This is a genomic window from Streptococcus bouchesdurhonensis (assembly GCF_948472335.1).
The window spans coordinates 342734-367647 of record NZ_CAOKTW010000003.1 but is presented as its reverse complement, the minus strand read 5'-3'; the positions used below and the strand labels follow the sequence as shown (position 1 = coordinate 367647).

Below are 24914 nucleotides of genomic sequence, written 5' to 3'. Positions count from 1 at the left end.
AAAGGGAGCAGACATGTAGCAAAGGAGAGAGTATGATACAGGTAAAACCAGAATTGGAGATAGAAAAACAACTGATCAGCCAACTGGTAACTGGGGAAAGTCAATGGACATACAGAGAAGATCTCAAAACAGAAGAGCAATTATGGGAAAATTTTTTTGAAAAGCTAGCCCAGAACAATGTGGCTCTATTGGCAGATCATCCCCTGACAGAACAGGAAAAACGCCAGATAAAGAATCAACTGAACTTTATTAGCTACTATGATGCGGCCAAGTGGTTGGTCGGCGAAAATGGCATTGCCAAGGTTGAGGTTCAGAGAGAAGATGCTAGTTTGGGGACTATCCGTTTATCTGTCATTTGGCGAGATAATATCGCAGCTGGTAAGTCTAGTTATGAGGTTGTCAACCAAGTCGAGAGAGATAAGATAAATCCTCAGGATCAAGACCGTAGGCTAGATGTGACCCTCTTGATCAATGGCCTTCCAATGATTCAGATCGAGCTTAAAAGTCCCCGGGTTGCTTTTCTAGATGCCTTTCATCAAATTAAGAAGTATGATAGAGAAGGAAAGTTCCGTGGCATCTACTCTAGCTTACAGATGTTTGTTGTGACCAATAAAGTAGACACACGCTATATCGCTGCGGCTAGGGAAAATAAACTCAACAAGCAATTTCTAACTAAGTGGGTGGATAAAGACAACCAACCCATAACGAGCTTGACCAGTTTTGCCCACGAAGTCCTTTCCATCCCTCGTGCCCACCAGATGGTTATGCAGTATTCTGTCCTTGATGATAGCAAGAAGGCTCTTATCCTCCTGCGTCCCTACCAGATCCATGCAATCGAAGCAGTGCAAGAAGCCTCTCGCCAGCAAGCATCAGGATATGTCTGGCACACGACAGGTTCAGGTAAGACCCTGACTTCTTATAAGGTAGCTCGGAATCTCCTCCATATTCCTTCCATCCAAAAGACGATTTTTGTCGTTGACCGAAGGGACTTGGATCAACAGACCACTTCGTCATTTCTCTCCTATGCGACCAATGATGTCATTGATATCGATGAGACGGATAATACTCATGATTTGGTCAAGCGACTAGGAAGTAACGATAAGCGTGTGGTGGTAACTACTATCCAGAAAATCACCACCATGATGCGTAAGTTTGAGCAAGGACTTTACCAGCGTGATGCGGACAAAATCAGGGGCCTTCGAGTGGCCTTTGTCGTGGATGAATGCCACCGTGCCGTAACACCTCAAACACAAAAAGACATTCAGACCTTTTTCCCACAGTCTCTCTGGTATGGCTTTACAGGCACACCTATCTTTAAGGAAAATAAACGCCAGCAAGTCGGCGATCTAGCTCAAACCACCCAGCAACAGTACGGAGACCGTCTCCATGAGTATACAGTCAAGGAAGCCATCCATGATGGAGCAGTTTTAGGCTTTAAGGTAGATTATCGCAATACCCTCATCACGGATAAATCTGAAAATGACATACCAGATACTGTCTACGAGGATGAGGAGCATATGCTGGAAGTCTTGGATGCCATTATCAATAAATCTCGTCAACAGCTAGGCTTCCAAAAAGGAGTGGGTAAGACCTATAATGCTATCCTGACCGTCAAGTCAATCCCTCAAGCTCAAGCCTGCTATGATCTCCTCAAACGAGTCAAGGCTGGGGAGACGAGAGTCAAGGTATCGGAGAGGGTCAAGCAGGTCCTTCCTGACTTTCCAAAGGCGACTATCACTTACTCGGTCACAGAAAATGAAGAAGACTCAAGAGCCAATCAAGACCACATGAAGCAGGTTTTAGAAGACTATAACCAAGAGTTTGATACCCATTTTACCATGGCGGATCTGCGTGGCTTTAATACGGATGTCAATAACCGCCTAGCTCGAAAGCAGGACAAATACCTCTATCGCAATGAGCAGTTGGACTTAGTCATCGTAGTCAATCGTCTCCTAACGGGGTTTGATGCCCCTTGTCTGTCAACTCTCTTTATCGACCGCAAGCCCATGCAACCGCAGGACTTGATTCAGGCTTTTAGCCGAACCAACCGTATTTTTGACAGCAGTAAGACCTACGGTCATATCATCACCTTCCAAAAGCCTCTAGCCTTTAAGGAAGCAGTAGATAATGCCCTCAAGCTCTACTCAAATGGTGGTGAAAACGAGGTTCTAGCTCCAAGCTGGGAAGAGGAAAAGAGGAACTTTTTACGGAGTTGCAGTGATTTCAAAAATCTTGCTACTGATGACTATGTGAATGGTCTAGATTTCGAGCAAGTCTCTACGCCTGAGTTGAGGAAACTAGCTAAAACCTATCAAGCTCTTGATAAGTACCTAGCCTCTATCCGAGTGTATAAAGAGTATGATGAGGAAGAAGTTTACAGTCAGACGGGACTTGATGGAGAGAAGTTGGAAAGGTATCTGGGCCTTTATCGAAATGTCCTTGCAGAATTAAAAAGTCGAGTAGAGGATGATGACGATGGAGAGCCACTTGATATCCACTATGAACTGGAGTCTATCCAAGTGGACGAAATCAACTATGCCTATATCCTAACCTTGATCCAAAGCCTGATTGAACAAGGTCAAAGTCAAGAAAAGCACCTAAGCTCTCAAGATAAGGAAGCCGTGGATAACTATATTCAGAGTCTTGAGAAGACCAATCCCAATCTTGCTCAGATTATCACTGAACTGTGGAGAGAAGTTCAAGAACATCCAGAAAGCTATCGTGGTCAGTCCATTGCCAATATCTTGGATCAGATGATAGAGGCTGTCATCCAGCAACATATCCAAGTCTTTAGCAAGCGCTGGTATGTCGGCGAGGATGAACTCCGTTACTATGCCGAACATTACCGTAAGGGAGCTAAAAAACAACTAGGAGAAAGCCAACTGACTAAGAGCCAGCGCTATCAGGACTATAAGCTAGAGGTGGCAGATGCCCTCAATCCTCTCCTCTATAAAAAACAAATCAAGGAAGCCTATACCCAGCTAGTAGAGGAAGTCATTGAGCCGTTGAGGGTTGGGAGATAGTCCTTCTAGACTTAGAATAGGTCTCTATCCTAAAGTTTAAATGTATTCTATGTTTAGAACAATTGTTATTCCATAAATTTAAAAGTATTCTTCGTTTCGAATAGCTTATCTACGAAAGTTTTGAGGTCTTCGAACTTTCGAATAGTCGTCTTCCCTAAAGTTTATATGTATTCTAAAGCTAGAAAAGTTAAACTCCAAAAATAGTAAGAGTCTCTATCTAACAGACGGAATGTTTGTCTAGTCAGATAGAGATTTTTTAATTTGGAACTGTCTGATTTGTCCTGAAAAGTACATTTTGAATGGAAATAATGACAGTTGAGCGGATGGGGGTTAAAATGTTTTGGAAACTGTTAGAATGAATGTATCAACTTAAAGGAGAAAAATTGATGAAGAAAGTTAAAGATGATGAGGAGAGTATGCTATCGACACTTCCTTTATGGGGGCTTCTATTTTTGGTCTGTGCATTGTTTCAAGTCTTTGTATTTAAGGATAGACCTTTGGTTCAACCTCCTAGACAAGGAAGCATTGTAAAAACAGATCAAAAACAGGTCTATCTTCCAGAACTAATCCAGTCTTGGTTTGATAGAGAAGATAATAAATGATTCGTTAAATAGAAAGGATATCATCATGACAAAAACATACGCTATTCGCCCTCTTAGTTACAGCAACTTTACCAACCGTGAGTTTGAAAGCCTGATGATGGATACTCATCAAATTTTGCTCACTTTCTCTAAGGCAAACAAGGATGAAGCTATGTATGCCAAACATTTGGAACCCTTCAAAACTAAGCTGGATGATTTTCAAGCTCAACTTGCAGTGGTGGAAACGAAAGAGTCTAGTAATCTGACAGAAGTTGATCGCAATCGTGATAGTGCCTTGGTCGGTCTCTTTACCCTTCATAGAGGATTTGCTAAGATTAAGGATGTTAAGCTCAAAGAAGCTCATGAAACTCTGAAACCAGTCTTTGCCAAGTACAAGGACATCACTAAGCACAGCAATGATGTAGAGACGGCAGAAATCAAGAGCCTGCTCAAAACGCTTAGTGAAACACCCTATCATGAGGCAGTTACCAGTCTAGGACTGACCCCTATGCTGACGGCGGTGGTCAATGCTCAAGAGGAATATGACCAAGTGGAAAGTAAGGCGCGTGCTTCTAAGTCTGCCAAGGAAGTTGGCAAGACCAGACAACTCCGTATCGAACTTTCAACCAGCTACGACCTCTTTATGCGCTATACCGCAGCCAGTGCAGAAGCCTATCCTGAAAAGGAACACCTGACTCAACTCCTCAAGGAACTTAATGGCATCCGAGATAGCAAACGCCGTCTCATCACTAGTAGCAAGAAAGATAAAAAGACCAAACCAGCAGAACCAGCCCAAGCAGCAGGATAAAGACAACCCCTTAGAAGCGGATTTCTAAGGGGGATTTTTGTGGTTTCGTGGTATAATTTTAGTATAGTTTAACAAGAGTATCTCATAGAAAAATGTCAAAAGACTATATTTTCATTTGACACGATGATAGGTTGATTCAGAAGTTAAGAAAGAGGAAATACATGCAGGAGTTACGAAGTAGTTTTAAAAAAGTATTTGGAACTAAATTTTTAGATTATTTTGAGAAACAGGATAAAAAGCATAGGTATCTGCAAACAGGGAACTACCAAGAAGTAATCTTGAGTTTTATGAATGACGAGAATAGGAGACGAGAAAATTACTATCGTGGGACTCACGTTCACTTCACTCGTTTTCTGCTTGTTAGTATTGAGAAGTTTAAAAATAATGATAGAACAATCGATTTTACAGAGTTAGATCATAAAGGTAAATTGATTTGGCAGTTGGAACATATTATACCTCAAAGTGATTTTGAACTGGGTGATTCTGACAAGAATAAATTAGGGAATTTAACTTTATTACATAGAGATACAAATGTAGAAATTTCAAACGAAAATTTTGAAGAAAAAAAGAAAGTCTTACATGAAGAAGATGAGTCAAAGTTTTACATTAATGAAGTTTTTAGAAGAAATAATTTTAAGAAATCTGATATTGATAAGAGATCAAGTGATTTAAAAAATGATTTAGTTGATATTATTAATAATCATTTTGATGCTTATTGTGAAAAAGTGTTGAAAATAAAGAATGAAACTAACGTGTTAAAACAGTCAGAAAGAAGTGATTATGAAAAATCAGAATAGAAGAATTCCAAAAATTAGATTTGTTAATTTTAATGATAAGTGGAACTATAAAACACTTGATGAAATATCAAATGCTATCGAATATGGTATAAATGCTCCTGCGAAGAACTTTGATGGTATTCATAAGTATCTTAGAATCACAGATATAGACGATACTTCTAGATTGTTTTTAACTGCGAAACTTAGCTCTCCAGATGTTGATTTTTCTGAAGAAAATTATGAAAACTATAAATTGCAGAAGAACGATCTCCTATTCGCACGTACTGGTGCGAGTGTTGGGAAAACCTATCTTTACAGAGAATCAGATGGTGAAGTTTATTATGCTGGATTCTTAATTAGAGCGAGATTACATGATTCATATGATGGAAATTTTGTTTTTCAGCAGACTCTTACTGATAAGTATAAGCAATTTATTGATATCACTTCACAACGGTCAGGTCAACCTGGCGTTAATGGGAAAGAATATGGAGATTGGAAGATTGGAATCGCATCTTACTCTGAACAATCCGCCATCGGTACCCTTTTCCGTACCCTCGACGACCTTCTGTCTAGCTACAAAGATAATCTTACCAACTACCAATCTCTTAAAGCGACCATGCTCTCCAAGATGTTTCCAAAAGCTGGACAGACAGTCCCTGAGATTCGTTTGGATGGATTCGAAGGTGAGTGGGAGCTTTGTGAAATTAATGATTTAGCTGATGACTTTCAAAGTGGTGGCACTCCAAAAACAAATGTTCAGGAATATTGGGATGGGGATATTCCTTGGATTCAGTCATCTGACTTAGGGATAAATTGTCTATTTGAGATTAAAGTTCAAAAAAGTATTTCTGAGAAAGGTTTGGAAAGTTCATCAGCCAAAATAATACCAAAAGATTCAATTGCGGTTGTTACGAGAGTTGGAGTTGGGAAGTTAGCGGTGATGCGTCATGAATACGCAACAAGTCAGGATTTTTTATCACTCTCAAATCTTAAATCCAATATAGAATTCACAGCATATTTGCTATATAGATTACTTCAAAAGGAAGTTAACCAACTTCAAGGGACATCAATAAAGGGTATTACTAAAGTGGAATTACTATCGAAAAAAGTACTTATCCCATCTCTCCCTGAACAACAAGCCATCGGTGCCTATTTTTCCACACTCGATAACCTTATCAATTCTCACCACGAAAAAATTTCTCAGTTAGAAACACTGAAAAAGAAACTCTTGCAGGATATGTTTATTTAAGGAGGAATTATGTATAGCTCTATTAAAGATTTAATTGAAAATTTAAAATTTGAAAAGAAAAGACTTCAAGATATCTTTAGTGAATTAGCTGATTATGAACAAGAATCATATAAGACTAGCTACCAACAAGTAGATGATTGGTTTTCTACCCTTATTGATTTGGTTAATAACGAACTAGATGATGAGTTTTTATCTGGTTATGTGACAGAAAAGTATAAAAAACTACGTGAGAATTGGTTAGGAAATATATTTAGTTGTCATGGTAGTGATGTTTATATGTATGAAACAAATTTACCTCAAATTTTAGAGAATTTTAAAGTAATTAAACTTTTCTCATTTATTTCGAAAGTGGATTCTACAACTGTTATAATAGGAGCTAATGGAGCAGGGAAATCAAGTCTTATTAATGAGTTAAGAAAGAATAATATAGATGAGATGTATGTTTTGCCTGCTCAAAAACTATTGTATTTTGTGTCTAATATTCATAATCGTAATAATATTGAACAAGAGAATTACATTCTCGATTTGAAAAAGACAAATATTAAATACGATACCATTAATTTGTATCCATCAAATATTGAAGAGAATTTTTCAAATACTTTTACTAACTTAATAACACTATTAGTAAAAGATGTTATGGTTGTGGCTACTTATAAATTCAGAGGACAAAACGATTCGTCATTATCTTTGTGGCAAAAATTAGAAAAAATATGGAATAAAATTAAACCAGAAATTAGTTTTGAAATTGATCCTATAAAGATAATTGTAAACGTTGAAAAAAATCACTCTAAATATAGTATAAATGGTCTTAGTGATGGAGAACGTTGTATTTTATTTTATATAGGCAGTGTTCTTCTAGCTCCAGAGAATAGCTATATTGTCGTTGACGAACCAGAAACATTTCTAAATGCTGCCGTCTATAATGAATTATGGGATTTGCTCATATCAGAGCGACCTGATTGTCAATTTATTTTTGCTTCACATAACATGGACTTTGTTCAATCTAGAACAAATGCAACCTATATATGGTGTAAGAATTTTGAAGCACCTTATGATTTGGATTATCAGGTGTTGGAAGAATCACAAGAAATACCATTACCATTATTAACTGAAGTATCTGGTGCAAAAAAGCCAATTTTGTTTTGCGAAGGAACTAAAAATAGTCTGGACTATCAAATATATTCCAAATTATTCAGTGAATTTTGTTTTGTCAAACCAGTTCAAGGGCATAAACAAGTTATTCAATACACAAAAGCTTACAATAAATTAGAGGAAACATATGGTAATAAAGCATACGGCATTATTGATTATGACTGGATGGATGAGGCAAGAATTGAAAGCTATAAAAAGAAAAATATTTTTGTGCTCCCTTTTAATGAGATAGAGATGCTTTTGGTAGATGAAGAAATGGTGAATTCTGTTCTATCTGATGATGAGGAAGATAAAAAACAAAAAATTAATAAGCTTCGAGACACTGTTATTGGTTTATGTACAACAAATAAAGATAAGATAATACGAATTGCCTTGAAAAAGAAACTTGATGAATTTATGGAAGGGAATTTGATAGAAACAAGAGAACCAACCGAGGATGAAGCACGGACATTTTTAGAAAATTTATCAGAAAAATTTGATATAACTGTAACATTAGAAAATATAACTAAAATGGTGGAAGATAGCATAGCTTCTTCAGATTTTTCGAAAATTTTAAAGATTTGTAACTTAAAAAATGAAATAATTAATCATAGAGGAAATACGAAAGTAGTTCCAAACTTTAAAGATAAATCTTTAAGGCGTATTGCATTGGATAATGATTTACAGAAAAAATTACGACATAAATATTTTGAAGAATTAGAAAAGAAACTACTGGACAGATAGTTAGATTTTTGAATTAATAAAAAGAAAGAAACATTATGGAAACAACACAAACTTCCCAGTCGCTTTACCAAGCCCTGTGGAACTCAGCGGATGTTCTTCGATCTAAGATGGATGCCAATGACTACAAGTCCTATCTTTTGGGCATGGTCTTTTATAAGTATCTGTCAGACAAGATGCTCTTTTTCGTGGCGGAGACTATGGAGGAAGGGAGTGAGAGTCTAGAGGCTGCCCTTGAGGTCTATCGCAACTACTATGAGGATGCGGATACCCACGAGGATCTTCTTGCAGTTATGAAGGATGAACTCAACTATAGTATCAAGCCTGAGTTGACTTTTACGGCTCTAGTAGCGCGTGTCAATGAGGGGATTTTCCAGCTGGAAGATTTGGCTCAGGGCTTTCGTGATATTGAGCAGAGTGACGAACTCTATGAAAACCTCTTTGAAGATATTGACCTCTATTCCAAAAAGCTAGGGGCGACTCCGCAAAAGCAAAACCAAACGGTGGCAGCAGTCATGAAGGAGTTGGCTGTGCTAGATGTGGCTGGTCATGCTGGTGATATGCTGGGGGATGCCTATGAGTATCTGATTGGTCAGTTTGCGACTGATTCGGGTAAGAAAGCTGGTGAGTTCTATACACCTCAGCCTGTTGCCAAACTTATGACTCAGATTGCCTTTTTGGGTCGTGAGGACCAGCTGGGCTTTACCATCTATGATGCGACCATGGGGTCTGGCTCTCTCTTGCTCAATGCCAAGAAATACTCTCATAAACCGCAGACAGTGGTCTACTTTGGTCAGGAGCTCAATACTTCGACCTATAACTTGGCTCGGATGAACATGATCCTACACGGTGTTCCAGTTGAAAATCAATTCCTCCACAATGCTGATACACTGGATGAAGACTGGCCGACTCAAGAACCGACCAACTTTGACGGTGTTCTGATGAACCCTCCATACTCAGCCAAGTGGTCTGCTAGCTCTGGCTTTATGGCGGATCCTCGTTTCTCTCCTTTTGGGAAACTGGCACCCCAGTCTAAGGCTGACTTTGCCTTTCTTTTGCATGGTTACTACCATCTCAAGCAGGATAATGGAGTCATGGCTATCGTCCTTCCCCACGGTGTTCTTTTCCGTGGAAATGCAGAAGGAACCATTCGCAAGGCCTTGTTAGAAGAAGGAGCCATTGATACGGTAATTGGTCTTCCTGCTAATATCTTCTTTAATACCAGCATTCCGACCACGGTTATCATTCTCAAAAAGAACCGTACCAATCGTGATGTCTACTTTATCGATGCTTCTAAGGAGTTTGATAAGGGAAAAAATCAGAATATCATGACGGATGCTCACATCGAGAAGATTCTGGAAGCTTACAAGTCTCGTGAGGAGATTGACAAGTTTGCCCATCTGGCAAGTTATGAAGAAATCGTTGAAAATGACTATAACCTCAATATCCCTCGCTATGTAGATACCTTCGAGGAAGAAGAAGTCGAACCACTGACAGATATCGTCAGCAAGATTAACACGACAAATCAAGCCATCCAAAACCAAACCGCTTCTTTACTTGAAATGCTCGGTCAACTCCACGGAACCACACCAGAAGCCGATACCGAACTTAAAGAGTTTTTGAAAGAGTTTAAAGGGTGATGGGAGTAATTGATTCGCTCATATTCCATTCATAATTCGCTCATTTTTAAGATATAACTTTGTTTCCATATTTCCGGGGAACTAGTAGAAAGTAAGGAGAAATATGGAAACTAACAACAAACGTGCCCTTTGCCAGCAACTCTGGGCTAGAAACAAATACCTCGTTTTGAGTCGTTCTAGCAATATTTACAATGAGATCCGCCAATACTTGAAGAATGAAGAGGTGGAGGTAAGTCATGTTCAAGAACTGATCGATCGTGCCTGTCAGATTCCAGAACACAGGGGTCAGGTTTGCAATGCCTTTCAGCATATTTGGGGCTATTTCAAAAAGAAAGCGACAGATGCTGAGCGCAAGGATTATATGCTCTTGTTGGATCGCTACCGCTTTGGTCAAGCTTCCAAACAAGACTTGATTGTTAAGACGAGAGAGTTGCTTGAACTTTACCCAAATGCTTATCTGCAAAATTCTACCTTGCTGAAAGGAGATTCTCATGAGACTTTGGCATGAGGCTTTGATGTCACAACTTCCCCGTCCTCAACTTTTGGGGCAGCATCGAGAGTGCTGTGCCCTCCGTGGCAATGGCTGGGGCAGAAAGCATGCAACGGTTGACTATGTCTTTACCTACTCGCCCTATCGTCTCTATGCCTATCATGACTTGATCATGAAGGAGATGGCTAACCGAGGCTATAATGTCAGTCCAGAGTGGATGGACAAGAACTACCGTGGTAAGATTTGTCCTTCTTATCAAGACTTAGTAGAGGAAAAGCTGAAAAGTCCTATATATAGCGAGCATGATGCTTCCTACTATGAGGAGTGTCTGGCAAATCTTCGAGAGAAGGGGATTGAGCTGGAATAATAGTAAGGATTGCCTTCAATTTATAACTCTTCTCGTAATTTTTTCGAATAATAAAGATGAGACCTTTAGAGTTTTTCTAAGGTCTTCTTTTTATGAGTGTTCAGATTTACTTTTAATAACTTTTGAGTTATAATTTAATTAGAAAGAGGTTGCTTGGTGCATACGATTTACTTCTATAAGGACAAAAATGGAAACGAGCCAGTTTTGGATTATATGAGAGAATTGGCTAGTCAGAAAAGTAAGGATAGTCGCATCAAACTCAATAAACTAAATGACTATATCGAGTTGCTTAGTCAGCATGGGACGAGAGCTGGGGAACCCTATATGAAACACTTGGAAGATGAGATATGGGAACTAAGACCTTTGAGAAATCGAATTTTATTTATAGCGTGGCTTGATGGTAGTTTTGTTCTTTTACATCATTTTGTCAAAAAGACTCAGAAAACTCCTAGAAGAGAAATTGAAAAAGCCAAGCGTGAACTGAAGGACTTAAAAGAAAGAGGGTTAAGTGATGAAGAATAGTGCTATTGGGAGTAACTGGAAGGATGTCCGGTCAGAACTCTTTACCAAGGAGGAAATCCTTGAAAGTGATATGCGAGTGGCTATCATGAGTGAGTTGATTGAGGCCAGACATGAGCAAGGAATCAGCCAGAAAAAGCTAGAGGAACTCAGTGGAGTGAGCCAGCCTGTCATAGCTAGGATGGAAACAGGTAAGACTAGCCCTCAGTTGGAAACAGTCTTAAAAGTCCTAGCCAGTTTAGGAAAGACACTAGCAGTCGTCCCACTTGAACAGGGGAAAAGTTGATAGGAAGAGGTTGGAAAACTTTAACAAATTTAACAGTTATAGTGCCTCAAGTGTATAATATAGAAAAATTATGCTTTATTTATATCAAGTGCGAACGAAGTGAGCTTTTAGCAGATATTTCCCGCTATAGTGGTATTCTAGATAATAATTTATTATTATCTAGAACGGAATTTTTGAGACATTCTGGCTCAAAAATTAGGGATGAAATTACGAAGTAAGTTGCTCCCATCCGCACTTTTCAGGGAAATATCAGAATTACAAAAGAAAAATCAACCTATAGTCTTTTCTAATAACAAGCCATAGTCACTTATAAGAATTACTAATAACGCGTTTGAACCGTCTAACTGAAATAAATCTATAAAACAAGCTACACAAAGGATTTGAGGCATTTGTCTCAAGTCTTTTTCTTTTGTCTAAAACAGAGATATAGTTTCAAACTATATCAAAGCCTAATTTTTTACAATTATACAGACGCTTTCTTTTCTGTTAAGATAGTTTCAACAACAAATTTTGGAGGACACATCATGTCAACTACAATCATCGGTTTCCCTCGTTTGGGAGAATTCCGCGAATTAAAATTTACAACTGAAAAATACTTTAGAAAAGAAATCTCAGAAGAAGAACTCTTGGCAGCAGCAAAAGACTTGCGTGCTAAACACTGGAACATTGTCAAAGAAAAAGGCATCACTGAAATTCCATCAAATGACTTTTCTCACTATGACAACTTCCTAGATGCAGCTTTCCTTTTCAACGTGGTACCTGCTTCAGTTCAAAACTTGGACTTGTCTGATCTTGAGCGCTACTTCGCTTTGGGTCGTGGTTATCAAGGAGAAAAAGGGGACGTTCGCGCCCTTCCAATGAAAAAATGGTTCAATACCAACTACCACTACATCGTTCCTAAGTTTGAAAAAGACACTCAAGTCAAACTCGCAGGTCACAAAATCTTTGATGAGTTCCAAGAAGCAAAAGAACTTGGATTGAACACTCGTCCAGTTCTTGTAGGTCCATTCACTTTCCTTCAATTGTCAGACTTTGAAGAAGGCGTGAAAGCAGAAGACTTCGTAGACAGCTTAGTTGCTGCTTATCAAGAAGTTTTTGCAAAATTGGCAGAACTTGGTGCGACTCGCATCCAACTCGACGAAGCGGCTCTTGTAAAAGACTTGACAGCTGAAGAAAAAGCTCTCTTCTTGAACATCTACAACAAACTCTTGTCTGACAAAAAAGGTCTTGAAGTCTTGCTTCAAACTTACTTCGGAGACGTTCGTGACGTTTACGCTGACCTTGTAAACTTGCCAGTAGATGCTATCGGTCTTGACTTCGTTGAAGGTAAGAAAACTCTTGAATTGGTTAAAGGTGGTTTCCCAGCTGATAAGACTCTTTATGCAGGTATTGTCAATGGTAAAAACATCTGGCGTAACAACTATGAAAAGAGCTTGGCTGTTCTTGAGCAAATCCCAGCTGAAAACATTGTCTTGACAAGCTCATGCTCACTTCTTCATGTGCCATTTACAACAGCTAACGAAGAATTTGAACCAGCTATCTTGAACCACTTTGCTTTTGCAGTTGAAAAATTGGATGAAATCCGTGATTTGGATGCTATCCGCAACGGTCAAGGTGAAGAAGCACTTGCAGCTAACAAAGAACTCTTTGCGACTGAGCGTGTAGGTGAAAATGCTGAACTTCGTGCGCGTATCGCTGGCTTGACAGACGCAGACTACACTCGTTTGCCAGCCTTTGCAGAACGTGAAGCTATCCAAGAAGAAGCTTTCAAACTTCCAGCTCTTCCAACAACAACTATCGGTTCATTCCCTCAAACTAAAGAAGTTCGTGCGAAACGTTTGGCTTACCGTAAAGGTGAATTGTCTCAAGAAGAGTACGATGCTTTCCTTGCTGAAACGATCGATGAATGGATCAAATGGCAAGAAGATATCGACTTTGATGTCCTTGTTCACGGTGAATTTGAGCGTAACGACATGGTTGAGTACTTCGGTCAAAACTTGTCAGGTTACCTCTTCTCTAAAAATGGTTGGGTACAATCATACGGTATGCGTGGAGTTAAACCACCAATCATCTGGGGTGATGTCACTCGTCTTAACCCTATTACTGTTAAATGGTCTAGCTATGCACAAAGCCGTACAAACAAACCTGTTAAAGGTATGTTGACTGGACCTGTTACCATCCTCAACTGGTCATTCCCACGTGAAGACATCTCTATCAAGGATTCAACTCTTCAAATCGCCCTTGCTATCAAGGATGAGGTGCTTGACCTTGAAGCTGCTGGTGTGAAAATCATCCAAATCGATGAGGCTGCTCTTCGTGAAAAATTACCACTCCGTCGTAGCGACTGGTACGAAGACTACCTTGACTGGGCAATTCCTGCCTTCCGCTTGGTACACTCAACAGTAGCGCCAGATACACAAATCCACACTCACATGTGTTACTCAGAATTTACAGATATCATCCCAGCTATCGACAACATGGATGCGGACGTTATCTCATTTGAGGCAAGCCGTTCAAACCTTGAAATCTTGGACGAACTCAAATCGAAAAATTTCCAAACAGAAGTAGGACCTGGGGTTTACGATATCCACTCACCTCGTGTGCCAAATGAAGGCGAAATCGACAATACAATCGAAGCCATCCTTGCTAAAGTGCCAAGCAAGAAAGTTTGGATCAACCCTGACTGTGGTTTGAAAACACGTGGTATTCCAGAAACAAAAGAAAGCTTGATCCGCCTTGTTGAAGCAGCTAAAGCTGCGCGTGAGAAATTGTAAGATAGGATTTCTCAAGAAGCGCTGTTTGGTCAATCTGCCTGTTTCACTTGGATTCTAGGAATCCAGCTAACGAAAAAAATCAACTAGAAAAGGATAATGACTATGTCACGCCAAACACCGTCACTCTCATTTGAAGTGTTCCCTCCAAACCCAGCCGTGGGTAATGATAACATTATTTCTGCTCTTCAAGACATGCAGGAATTGGCTCCCCACTTTATTAGTGTGACTGCCAGCAATAATAAATTTAATATCAAGGAAACGACGGTCCGTTTGGCTGACTTTATCCAAAATGACTTGGCGATTCCGACTATTGCTCACTTGCCAGCTATCTATCTGACCAAGGACAAGGTTGCTGAAACTATTGCAGACTTGGACAAGGTTGGGGTGCAGAAAATCTTGGCTCTTCGTGGGGATATTATTCCAGATGTGGAGCCGCAAAAGGATTTTCGTTACGCAACCGACTTGATTGAGTTCATCAAGGAACAAGCCCCTCACTTTGATATTGTTGGAGCTTGTTATCCAGAAGGTCATCCAGATTCACCAAATCAGATTTCAGATATTCAAAATCTTAAGAAGAAAGTAGATGCAGGTTGTTCGAGCCTTGTAACTCAGCTTTTCTTTGACAATGAGCGCTTCTATGATTTCCAAGACAAGTGCATCTTGGCTGGGATTGATGTTCCCATTCATGCAGGGATTATGCCAATTCTGAATCGAAATCAGGCTCTCCGCCTCTTGAAGACTTGTGAGAATATCCATCTTCCACGCAAATTTAAAGCCATCTTAGACAAGTATGAGCATGACCCTGAGTCGCTCAGAGCAGCAGGACTTGCCTATGCAGTGGACCAAATCGTGGACTTGGTAACTCAGGATGTTGCAGGTGTGCATCTCTACACCATGAACAATGCAGAAACAGCAAAATACATCCACCAAGCAACCCATGCCTTGTTTAATCACCAGTCTCTAGGATAATAAAAAGCAAACCATTCTTCTCAAGTGAGGGGAATGGTTCCTTTTTAATGGTAAAGACCGCACTTTTTAAGAAAAATATGATAAAATAGACTCTGTACGTACTTGATACAAAGATGAGGGTATAAACAGATTTTTAACTATTCAAATCTGCTATAAAAAGGAAAAATACTAAAGAATAATATTTTTAAACTTTTCAAAGTATCTAATAGTTGAACACGGGCTAAATCCCTAGTGAAAAAGATAGATTTCCTGGTGTACATGGTACACTGCGTCAATCGAATGCTATCTTGTGTAATTGAACCCGGCCGAAAAGCTGTGTAAAAAGATAAACTGTCTTGTCTTCATCGAAGACTTCGTCAGTTTCCTATTTTTACTTTGCTTTTGACGTCCTTAGTATCTTGATCTTTGTAGGCAAGGCGTATAATTTCATCAATCCAAAGGGGATTAAAATGACAAAACAAGTGTTTCAAACGACTTTTGCGGGTCGTGAGTTGATCGTAGAGACTGGTCAGGTTGCTAAGCAAGCAAATGGCTCTGTTGTTGTACGTTACGGTGAGTCAACTGTCTTGACTGCTGCCGTTATGTCTAAGAAAATGGCAACTGGAGATTTCTTCCCTCTTCAAGTCAACTACGAAGAAAAAATGTATGCGGCTGGGAAGTTTCCTGGTGGCTTTATGAAACGTGAAGGACGTCCTTCAACGGATGCGACATTGACAGCGCGTTTGATTGACCGTCCAATCCGTCCTATGTTTGCGGAAGGTTTCCGTAATGAAGTTCAAGTCATCAATACAGTACTTTCTTATGATGAAAATGCTTCTGCACCAATGGCTGCTATGTTTGGTTCATCCTTGGCACTTTCTATCTCAGATATTCCATTTGACGGACCAATCGCTGGGGTACAGGTGGGTTATGTCGATGGTCAAATCATCATCAACCCTAGTCAAGAACAGGCAGAGCAGTCGCTTCTTGAATTGACAGTAGCTGGTACCAAACACGCTATCAACATGGTTGAGTCTGGTGCCAAAGAATTGTCAGAAGAAATCATGTTGGAAGCTCTTCTTAAAGGGCATGAAGCAGTCAAAGAATTGATTGCCTTCCAAGAAGAAATTGTTGCTGCTGTTGGTAAGGAAAAAGCAGAAGTGGAATTGCTTCATGTGGATGCGGACTTGCAAGCTGAAATCATCGCAGCCTACAACAGTGACCTCCAAAAAGCGGTTCAAGTAGAAGAAAAATTGGCTCGTGAAGCTGCAACTCAAGCAGTTAAGGACCAAGTTACTGCTGTTTACGAAGAAAAATATGCAGACCACGAAGAATTTGACCGTATCATGCGTGATGTGGCTGAAATTTTGGAACAAATGGAACACGCTGAAGTGCGCCGTTTGATTACAGAAGACAAGGTGCGTCCTGATGGTCGTAAAGTCGATGAAATCCGTCCTTTGGATGCGGTTGTTGACTTCTTACCACGTGTGCACGGTTCAGGTCTTTTCACTCGTGGACAAACTCAGGCCCTTTCAGTCTTGACCTTAGCTCCGATGGGTGAAACTCAAATCGTCGATGGTTTGGATCCTGAGTACAAGAAACGCTTTATGCACCACTATAACTTCCCTCAATACTCTGTAGGGGAAACTGGTCGTTATGGTGCGCCAGGTCGTCGTGAAATTGGTCACGGTGCCCTTGGTGAGCGTGCCCTTGCTCAAGTTTTGCCAAGTTTGGAAGAATTCCCATACGCTATCCGTCTGGTAGCAGAAGTTTTAGAATCAAATGGTTCTTCTTCTCAAGCCTCTATCTGTGCTGGAACGCTTGCTCTTATGGCTGGTGGTGTGCCAATCAAGGCACCAGTAGCTGGTATTGCCATGGGTCTCATCTCAGATGGAAATAACTACACTGTCTTGACAGATATCCAAGGTTTGGAAGACCACTTTGGAGACATGGACTTTAAGGTTGCAGGTACTCGTGACGGGATTACAGCCCTTCAGATGGATATCAAGATCCAAGGGATTACTGCAGAAATCTTGACTGAGGCCCTTGCTCAAGCTAAGAAAGCGCGTTTTGAAATCCTTGATGTGATTGAAGCAACCATTCCAGAAGTTCGTCCAGAATTGGCTCCAACTGCTCCAAAAATTGATACGATCAAGATTGATGTGGATAAAATCAAGATTGTCATCGGTAAGGGTGGAGAAACCATCGACAAGATTATCGCCGAAACAGGTGTTAAGATTGATATCGATGAAGAAGGAAATGTGTCTATCTACTCTAGCGACCAAGATGCTATTAACCGTGCTAAAGAAATTATTGCTGGTTTGGTCCGTGAAGCTAAGGTGGACGAAGTTTACCGTGCTAAAGTCGTTCGTATCGAGAAATTTGGTGCCTTTGTTAACCTCTTTGATAAGACAGATGCCCTTGTTCATATCTCGGAGATGGCTTGGACGCGTACCAATAATGTCGAAGACTTAGTAGCAATCGGTGATGAAGTTGATGTTAAGATTATCAAAATTGATGAAAAAGGACGTGTGGATGCTTCTATGAAAGCCCTTCTTCCTCGTCCTCCAAAACCTGAACGTGATGAAAAAGGCGAAAAGTCTGAGAAACCTCACCGCCCACGTCATCACAAGGACCACAAACCTAAGAAAGAATTTACAGAAACACCAAAAGATTCAGAATAAGAAAAGGAGAAATGTATGGGATGGTGGCGCGAAACCATTGATATCGTAAAAGAAAATGATCCAGCGGCCCGCACCACTTTGGAGGTTTTGCTGACTTATCCAGGTGTCAAGGCTTTGGCGGCCCACCGTCTTTCGCATTTTCTCTGGAAGCATGGCTTCAAACTCCTGGCTCGTATGCACAGTCAGTTTTGGCGCTTTTGGACTCAGATTGAGATTCATCCAGGCGCCCAGATTGATTCAGGTGTCTTTATCGACCATGGCTCTGGTTTGGTGATTGGGGAGACAGCTATTCTTGAAAAAGGTGTTCTCCTTTATCACGGAGTGACTCTTGGGGGAACAGGGAAAGACTGTGGCAAACGCCATCCAACCGTTCGCAAAGGAGCGCTTATATCTGCTCATGCCCAAGTTATCGGACCAGTGGAAATCGGCGAAAATGCTAAGGTCGGTGCAGCAGCAGTTGTCGTGGCAGACGTACCTAGTGATGTGACGGTTGTCGGTATTCCGGCCAAGATTGTCCGTGTACATGGTAAGAAGGATGAGCCGGTCATTCACGAAGTTGAAGAAAAACGAGAGTATTACGTCAATAAACTAGAGCAGGCTAAAGAAGCTAGTCACAGATCGTCTGGGTTGTAGAGGATACCGATATGATTCAAGCCAAAAATAAGTTAAGCCAAGAGGAGCTATCTGAGGCGAAAAAACTAATTAACTGTTGCCAAAACTATGACGGTACCTATCGTGATCCCTATCTCTCTAACATGCTTAATTTTGACCCAAACATGCCTGCCTTTTTCCTTTATTATGAAAAAGGCGAACTTGTTGGTTTATTAACTGTCTATGCAGATGATCAAGATGTAGAAGTGACGATACTGGTTCATCCAGCTCATCGCCGTCAGGGAATTGCGCGTGCATTGTTTACTAGTTTTGAGAGAGAAACAGCTTCTTTCTCTATTTGTTCAGTCACTTTTCAGACAGAACGTATTTTTCTAGACCGTTATCCTGATTTTGTCAGCAACTGGGGATTGGTCGAGGATGAAGAGACAGAAACTTGGTTAGGTAAGGATAGAAGACCTTATCCGTTAGCAAAGCTTTCCAATCTTGAAGTTTTGTTAGCAGATAGTTCGTATCAAAATCAAATTAGTCAGTTAAAATTTCAGGTATTTTCAGAGGAACATGAATCTAGAGAAGTTGTGGATAGATATGTCGCTGAAGCTCTGAAGGATCCAGAAAGTTGCTTATATATTTTATTAAAAGACGGTCAGGTTATTGGAACTTGCACGGTAGATTTATCGACTAATACGAATTACTTCTACGGTTTAGCAATATCTGAACCTGAACGTGGGAAAGGTTATGGGAGCTACTTAGCAAAATCCCTCGTCAACCAACTAATTGAGCAAAATGATAAGGAATTTCAGATTGCAGTGGAAGATAGCAATGTAGGTGCCAAACGTTTGTATGAAAAAATTGGCTTTGTCAAACAGACTCAGGTAGTTTATCTGGATGAGAAAGGAGCAAGGGATTCCGAAGTGTAGAGATATTCGGACTGAAATTCAATTGAACTCTTAGTGATGAAACTAACTGTTCTTGAATTTTGGATTTCCTGACTATTATTTTATGATTAAAATCTATGACACCATGTCTCGTGATTTGCGAAAATTTGTCCCCATCGAGGACGGTAAGGTTAAGATGTATGTCTGTGGGCCAACCGTGTATAACTATATCCACGTGGGGAATGCCCGTTCAACGGTGGCTTTTGATACCATTCGTCGTTATTTCGAATACCGTGGCTACGAGGTTGCCTATATTTCTAATTTCACGGATGTGGATGATAAGATTATCAACCGTGCCAAGGATGAAGGTATCACGCCTCAGGAGGTTGCGGACAAGTACATCGCTGCCTTTCGTGAGGATGTGACAGCCTTGGGCGTCAAACCTGCGACCCGCCATCCGCGTGTGGTGGAGTTTATGGCTGACATCATCCGCTTTGTGGAAGATTTGATTGAAAAAGGCTTTGCCTACGAGAGTCAAGGAGATGTCTATTTCCGTGTGGAAAAATCTCATAACTATGCCAAGTTGGCTAATAAAACCTTGGAAGATTTGGAGCTGGGTGCTTCAGGTCGTACCGATGAAGAAACAGCTCGTAAGGAAAATCCTGTAGACTTTGCCCTCTGGAAATCTGCCAAATCAGGCGAGATTTCTTGGGACAGTCCTTGGGGACCTGGTCGTCCGGGCTGGCACATCGAGTGTTCAGTCATGTCGACAGAGATTTTGGGCGACACCATTGATATTCACGGTGGTGGAGCTGACCTAGAGTTTCCTCACCATACCAATGAAATTGCCCAGTCAGAAGCCAAAACAGGCAAGACCTTTGCTAACTACTGGATGCACAATGGCTTTGTCAATATCGATAATGTCAAGATGTCCAAATCCTTGGGCAACTTTATCACAGTGCACGATGCCCTCAAAACCCTCGATGGGCAAGTGCTTCGTTTCTTCTTTGCGACACAACATTACCGTAAGCCTATCAACTTTACGGAAAAGGCAGTGCGTGATGCAGAGACCAATCTCAAGTATCTGAAGAACACCTATGAGCAACCATTTTCTGGGACTGTAGATGCTCAAGAGTTACAGGACTTTAAAGACAAGTTTGTAGCTGCTATGGATGAGGATTTCAACTCTGCTAACGGTATCACAGTAGTCTTTGAAATGGCTAAATGGATCAACTCTGGCAACTATGATGCAAGTGTTAAGGAAGCTCTTGCGGATATGTTAGAGGTCTTTGGAATTGTCTTTGTTGAGGATGTTCTAGATGCAGAGATTGAAGCTTTAATCCAAAAACGCCAAGAAGCACGTGCCAATCGTGACTTTGCTACAGCGGACCAAATCCGTGACCAATTAGCGGCTCAAGGAATTAAGCTTCTTGACACCAAGGATGGAGTGAGGTGGACACGTGATTGATGTCAATCTCATTAACGGGATTGCGCTAGCATTTGAGGGAGATGCGGTGTATTCTATGTATATTCGTCGTCACCTCATTCTTAAAGGCATGACCAAACCCAATAAACTCCATCAAGAAGCAACCAAGTATGTGTCAGCCAAGGCTCAGGCTCGCCTGATTTCCCTTATGTTAGAGGAGCAAATCCTGACGGAAAAAGAAGAGGAAATCTACAAACGTGGTCGCAATACCAATAGCCACACCAAGGCCAAAAATGCTGATGTGGTGACTTACCGTATGTCCACAGGTTTTGAAGCTGTGATGGGCTATCTCCATATGACTGAAAATCTGAAACGGCTTGAGAGCTTGATTTCGTGGTGCATCCAAAAAGTGGAGGGCTAGGACATGATGGCAAAAGAATTACAAGACTGGTTTCCTGAAGCTCAGATTTCAGACCAACCAGTAGAGAAAGAAGGCTATCTCACACTCCCTTTAGCTTCTCAGCAGTGGATTTTGCTGGAGGAGGCTGAGCTCAGCGAGCGTGAAAAGCAGTTGGTTGCCCTTTTGAGCCAGCAGGAGCAGGCTCGTTCGCTCAATCCTTGGTATTCTTTTCTGATTGAGGGCAAGGGACAAGCACCACAAACTTTTAAAAAGATTCAGTTGGTTTATTGTCATCTTTCCTATTTTCAGCAGGAAAATCTAGCTTCTTGGCTGGATATGATGCGGACCCTTTTTCCTAACTGTCAGACGGTGCTTCAGGTCGGAGCTCAGGATTATGTTTTCGTGCTTCAACAAGATAAATACACTTCTGTACGAGCTATTTTAAGTGATACGATTGAAGCGGTTGAATATGACTTTGGACTGCGTCTATCTATCATGTTGGGCCAGGTTTGGTCTCAGACGGGAAATCAAGCCCTATCAGACTTAATCAAAGCTGAGCGGGATTTGTTTAAGACTTGGTGGCGTCAGGGTCACCAAGGTGTTCATACTTTTTCTCAGCTCTATCTTTGGAGTATGGGAGAAAGACTCGTGGACCTGAGAGTCATTAAAGAATGCCTGCACCAGATGATTTTGGACCAGGATCAGATTCAGGAAATCATTCTCTCTCTTTGGGAAAAAAGTGCTGTCCTAACAAAAACAGCCCAGCAACTCTATTTGCACCGCAATTCTCTCCAATACAAGATTGATAAATGGGAAGAGTTGACAGGGCTTCAGTTGAAGGAATTGACAGACCTGACTCTGTGTTATCAATTGATTTTACCAGATATTCTCTAAAGTTTTGTGCAAGTTGCACAGAACTTTTTTGTTTTTTTGGTCACCTTGCCATAGAAAAGTAAAGCGTTTTCATCTATAATAAAACTATCAAAAGACAAAAGGAGTTCACCTCATGGTAGAATTGAATCTTAAAAATATTTACAAAAAATATCCAAACAGCGAACACTACTCAGTTGAAGACTTCAACTTGGACATCAAAGACAAAGAATTTATCGTTTTCGTAGGTCCTTCAGGATGTGGTAAATCAACAACTCTTCGTATGATTGCTGGTCTTGAAGACATCACAGAAGGTACTGCATCTATCGATGGCGTGGTTGTCAACGACGTAGCTCCAAAAGACCGTGACATCGCCATGGTATTCCAAAACTACGCTCTTTACCCACACATGACTGTTTATGACAACATGGCTTTCGGTTTAAAATTGCGTAAATACAGCAAGGAAGACATCGATAAACGTGTGCAAGAAGCAGCTGCAATCCTCGGTTTGAAAGAATTCTTGGATCGTAAACCAGCTGACCTTTCAGGTGGTCAACGTCAACGTGTTGCCATGGGTCGTGCCATCGTCCGTGATGCAAAAGTATTCTTGATGGACGAACCTTTGTCAAACTTGGATGCAAAACTTCGTGTATCTATGCGTGCTGAAATCGCTAAAATCCACCGTCGTATCGGAGCTACAACTATCTACGTAACTCACGACCAAACAGAAGCGATGACACTTGCAGACCGTATCGTTATCATGTCAGCAACTAAAAACCCTGCTGGTACAGGTACTATCGGACGTGTAGAACAAATCGGTACACCTCAAGAAGTTTACAAAAACCCAGTTAACAAATTCGTAGCAGGATTCATCGGAAGCCCAGCTATGAACTTCATCAACGTGAAATTGGTTGGTAGCGAAATTGTTTCTGACGGTTTCCGTTTGAAAGTTCCAGAAGGAGCATTGAAAGTTCTTCGTGACAAAGGCTACGAAGGTAAAGAATTGATCTTCGGTATCCGTCCAGAAGACGTGAATGCAGAACCTGCTTTCCTTGAAACATTCCCAGAATCAGTTGTCAAAGCTACTATCTCTGTATCAGAATTGCTTGGTTCAGAATCTCACCTTTACTGCCAAGTTGGTAAAGATGAATTTGTTGCCAAAGTTGATGCTCGTGACTACTTGCAAACAGGTGCAACAGTTGAACTTGGATTTGACTTGAACAAAGCACACTTCTTCGATGTAGAAACTGAAAAAACAGTTTACTAAGATAAATAAAACTCAAAACACTGCTAGAAATCTGGCAGTGTTTTTTTGAGATTGCGTAGAAAAAACTCTCCATGTACTTGGAGAGTTAATTTATTATTCTGCAGCTTGTTGCCAACGTTTGGCCAGCATATGAGATAGGCTCGAAATTGCTAGGTTGAAGCTGAAGTAGATGAGGGCAATTAGGATATAAAGACTAAACACTTGCTCTGGTTCGAAATAACGACCCATGAGAATTTGGCTAGCTCCAAAGAGTTCTTGTAGGGCGATAACAGAGTAGAGAAGACTGGTATCCTTAATCACGGTTACAAACTGAGAAATGATGGCTGGTAGCATTTTACGGATTGCTTGTGGGAGAATGATGTGGTAGAGGATTTGCGCAGAGGTAAATCCTTGTGACATTCCTGCTTCGTATTGTCCCTTGTCTACAGCATTGAGGCCACCACGGATAATCTCAGCTAGGGCTGCTGAGGTAAAGAGGGTAAAGGCAGTGATTCCGGCTGGTGTGGATTTCATCTTGAACACCAAAAAGATGGTGAAAATCCAGAGGAGGTTGGGAACGTTACGTACAAATTCAATGTAAATGCTGGAAATAATACGCAAGACAGGATTTTTCCCATTTCTCATGACGGCTAGCACCGTTCCGATAAGGGTAGAGAGGACGATTGCAATCAGAGAAATATAGAGGGTCAAGCCAAATCCTTTAAAGATAAAGACTAGGTTATCTGGGGTCAAAACTTCTAAAATGGATTCCATAGTAACCTCCTAAAGTGAATAGGCTTTTTTGTTGGCTTGCTCCATCTTGCGACCAAACTGGGCAACAGGGAAGCAAAGAGAAAAGTAGAGCAGGGCAGCACCTAGAAAGGCTGGAATGTAGTTTCCGTTAAGTGCCGACCAAGACTTGGTCACAAACATCAAGTCCACTCCAGAGATGATAGCGACTGTAGAGGTGTTTTTGATGAGGTTGACGATTTGGTTGGTCAAAGGAGGGAGAATGATACGAAAGGCCTGAGGCAAGATAATCAAGCGCATAGCACTGATATAAGTAAAACCTTGCGACAAGGCGGCTTCCATTTGACCGCTAGGAATAGACTGAATGCCTGAGCGAATAACCTCGGCGATATAGGCGCCGTGATAGAGTCCCACGCAGAGAACAGCCGTCCAATAAATCGGAATCATGATGATATGGTCACTGATAAGTGGTAGACCATAAAAAACGATAACAAACTGCACCAAGAGGGGAGTGTTTTGATAAAATTCCACAAAGATGCGAGCTAAAATGCGTAAAATGGGACGTTTGCTGGTTGACATAGCTCCAAAGAAGATGCCCAAAACCATGGCGAGGATAAAGGATCCAATTGCTAGGGCAAGGGTGAAGAGGAAACCATTGAAAAATTGTCCCAAATCCTGAAAATAGGCTGTCCAAGATGATAAATCTGTCATAGGGTAT

22 protein-coding genes are annotated in these 24914 nt (G+C 40.9%); 20 read left to right on the top strand and 2 right to left on the bottom strand.

Annotated elements, in window-relative coordinates:
- Positions 1 to 32 precede the first annotated feature (32 nt).
- From QMQ21_RS07040 to QMQ21_RS06945, 20 genes are all read left to right on the top strand, one after another.
- A complete protein-coding gene (locus QMQ21_RS07040) occupies positions 33 to 3023 on the top strand; it encodes a type I restriction endonuclease subunit R (protein WP_261814168.1) in 2991 nt (996 codons plus the stop codon).
- 386 nt (positions 3024 to 3409) lie between these two features.
- A complete protein-coding gene (locus QMQ21_RS07035) occupies positions 3410 to 3625 on the top strand; it encodes a hypothetical protein (protein ID WP_049516278.1) in 216 nt (71 codons plus the stop codon).
- Positions 3626 to 3650: 25 nt separating this feature from the next.
- Positions 3651 to 4412, top strand: coding sequence for a DUF6261 family protein (locus QMQ21_RS07030; protein ID WP_261087871.1), 762 nt, complete (start codon positions 3651 to 3653; stop codon positions 4410 to 4412).
- 161 nt (positions 4413 to 4573) lie between these two features.
- Positions 4574 to 5209, top strand: coding sequence for an HNH endonuclease family protein (locus tag QMQ21_RS07025; protein WP_261087870.1), 636 nt, complete (start codon positions 4574 to 4576; stop codon positions 5207 to 5209).
- Positions 5193 to 6437 (top strand): restriction endonuclease subunit S, encoded by a 1245-nt coding sequence (locus QMQ21_RS07020; protein WP_261087869.1) that lies wholly within the window; start codon positions 5193 to 5195, stop codon positions 6435 to 6437. The genes QMQ21_RS07025 and QMQ21_RS07020 overlap by 17 nt, the downstream gene beginning before the upstream one ends.
- Before the next feature lie 9 nt (positions 6438 to 6446).
- Complete coding sequence (locus QMQ21_RS07015) at positions 6447 to 8312, top strand: AAA family ATPase (RefSeq protein WP_261814167.1); 1866 nt, start codon at positions 6447 to 6449, stop codon at positions 8310 to 8312.
- Between the two features lie 35 nt (positions 8313 to 8347).
- Positions 8348 to 9949, top strand: coding sequence for a type I restriction-modification system subunit M (locus QMQ21_RS07010; protein ID WP_261814166.1), 1602 nt, complete (start codon positions 8348 to 8350; stop codon positions 9947 to 9949).
- 103 nt (positions 9950 to 10052) lie between these two features.
- The gene (locus QMQ21_RS07005; protein ID WP_261814165.1) at positions 10053 to 10457 is read left to right on the top strand and encodes a YbgA family protein; all 405 of its coding nucleotides are present in this window, start codon (positions 10053 to 10055) and stop codon (positions 10455 to 10457) included.
- Positions 10441 to 10806, top strand: coding sequence for a TIGR02328 family protein (locus QMQ21_RS07000; RefSeq protein ID WP_261814164.1), 366 nt, complete (start codon positions 10441 to 10443; stop codon positions 10804 to 10806). The genes QMQ21_RS07005 and QMQ21_RS07000 overlap by 17 nt, the downstream gene beginning before the upstream one ends.
- 156 nt (positions 10807 to 10962) lie before the next feature.
- Positions 10963 to 11328: a type II toxin-antitoxin system RelE/ParE family toxin gene (locus QMQ21_RS06995; RefSeq protein ID WP_143952967.1), complete on the top strand. Its 366-nt coding sequence runs from the start codon at positions 10963 to 10965 to the stop codon at positions 11326 to 11328.
- Positions 11318 to 11611 (top strand): helix-turn-helix domain-containing protein, encoded by a 294-nt coding sequence (locus QMQ21_RS06990; protein ID WP_261814163.1) that lies wholly within the window; start codon positions 11318 to 11320, stop codon positions 11609 to 11611. Before QMQ21_RS06995 ends, QMQ21_RS06990 begins: the two co-directional genes overlap by 11 nt.
- Positions 11612 to 12135: 524 nt before the next feature.
- Positions 12136 to 14385 (top strand): 5-methyltetrahydropteroyltriglutamate--homocysteine S-methyltransferase, encoded by a 2250-nt coding sequence (gene metE / locus QMQ21_RS06985; RefSeq protein ID WP_261814162.1) that lies wholly within the window; start codon positions 12136 to 12138, stop codon positions 14383 to 14385.
- Positions 14386 to 14487: 102 nt separating this feature from the next.
- A complete protein-coding gene (metF, locus tag QMQ21_RS06980) occupies positions 14488 to 15354 on the top strand; it encodes a methylenetetrahydrofolate reductase [NAD(P)H] (protein WP_000089967.1) in 867 nt (288 codons plus the stop codon).
- A gap of 449 nt (positions 15355 to 15803) precedes the next feature.
- On the top strand, positions 15804 to 18017 hold the full coding sequence (gene pnp / locus QMQ21_RS06975) for a polyribonucleotide nucleotidyltransferase (protein ID WP_261814161.1): 2214 nt from the start codon (positions 15804 to 15806) through the stop codon (positions 18015 to 18017).
- Between the two features lie 15 nt (positions 18018 to 18032).
- The gene (gene cysE, locus QMQ21_RS06970; RefSeq protein WP_023947868.1) at positions 18033 to 18650 is read left to right on the top strand and encodes a serine O-acetyltransferase; all 618 of its coding nucleotides are present in this window, start codon (positions 18033 to 18035) and stop codon (positions 18648 to 18650) included.
- 11 nt (positions 18651 to 18661) lie between these two features.
- A complete protein-coding gene (locus QMQ21_RS06965; protein WP_261814160.1) occupies positions 18662 to 19546 on the top strand; it encodes a GNAT family N-acetyltransferase in 885 nt (294 codons plus the stop codon).
- A gap of 82 nt (positions 19547 to 19628) precedes the next feature.
- Positions 19629 to 20972: a cysteine--tRNA ligase gene (gene cysS / locus QMQ21_RS06960; protein ID WP_261814159.1), complete on the top strand. Its 1344-nt coding sequence runs from the start codon at positions 19629 to 19631 to the stop codon at positions 20970 to 20972.
- A complete protein-coding gene (locus QMQ21_RS06955; protein WP_261814158.1) occupies positions 20965 to 21351 on the top strand; it encodes a Mini-ribonuclease 3 in 387 nt (128 codons plus the stop codon). The genes cysS and QMQ21_RS06955 overlap by 8 nt, the downstream gene beginning before the upstream one ends.
- A gap of 3 nt (positions 21352 to 21354) precedes the next feature.
- On the top strand, positions 21355 to 22224 hold the full coding sequence (locus QMQ21_RS06950; RefSeq protein WP_261814157.1) for a PucR family transcriptional regulator: 870 nt from the start codon (positions 21355 to 21357) through the stop codon (positions 22222 to 22224).
- Between the two features lie 112 nt (positions 22225 to 22336).
- Positions 22337 to 23467 (top strand): ABC transporter ATP-binding protein, encoded by a 1131-nt coding sequence (locus tag QMQ21_RS06945; protein ID WP_000229944.1) that lies wholly within the window; start codon positions 22337 to 22339, stop codon positions 23465 to 23467.
- A 93-nt stretch (positions 23468 to 23560) separates the two neighbouring features.
- Here the strand turns inward: QMQ21_RS06945 and QMQ21_RS06940 are convergent, their stop codons facing one another.
- Positions 23561 to 24220 (bottom strand): amino acid ABC transporter permease, encoded by a 660-nt coding sequence (locus QMQ21_RS06940; protein ID WP_000443889.1) that lies wholly within the window; start codon positions 24218 to 24220, stop codon positions 23561 to 23563.
- Between the two features lie 9 nt (positions 24221 to 24229).
- Positions 24230 to 24907: an amino acid ABC transporter permease gene (locus QMQ21_RS06935; RefSeq protein ID WP_261099851.1), complete on the bottom strand. Its 678-nt coding sequence runs from the start codon at positions 24905 to 24907 to the stop codon at positions 24230 to 24232.
- Positions 24908 to 24914 lie beyond the last annotated feature (7 nt).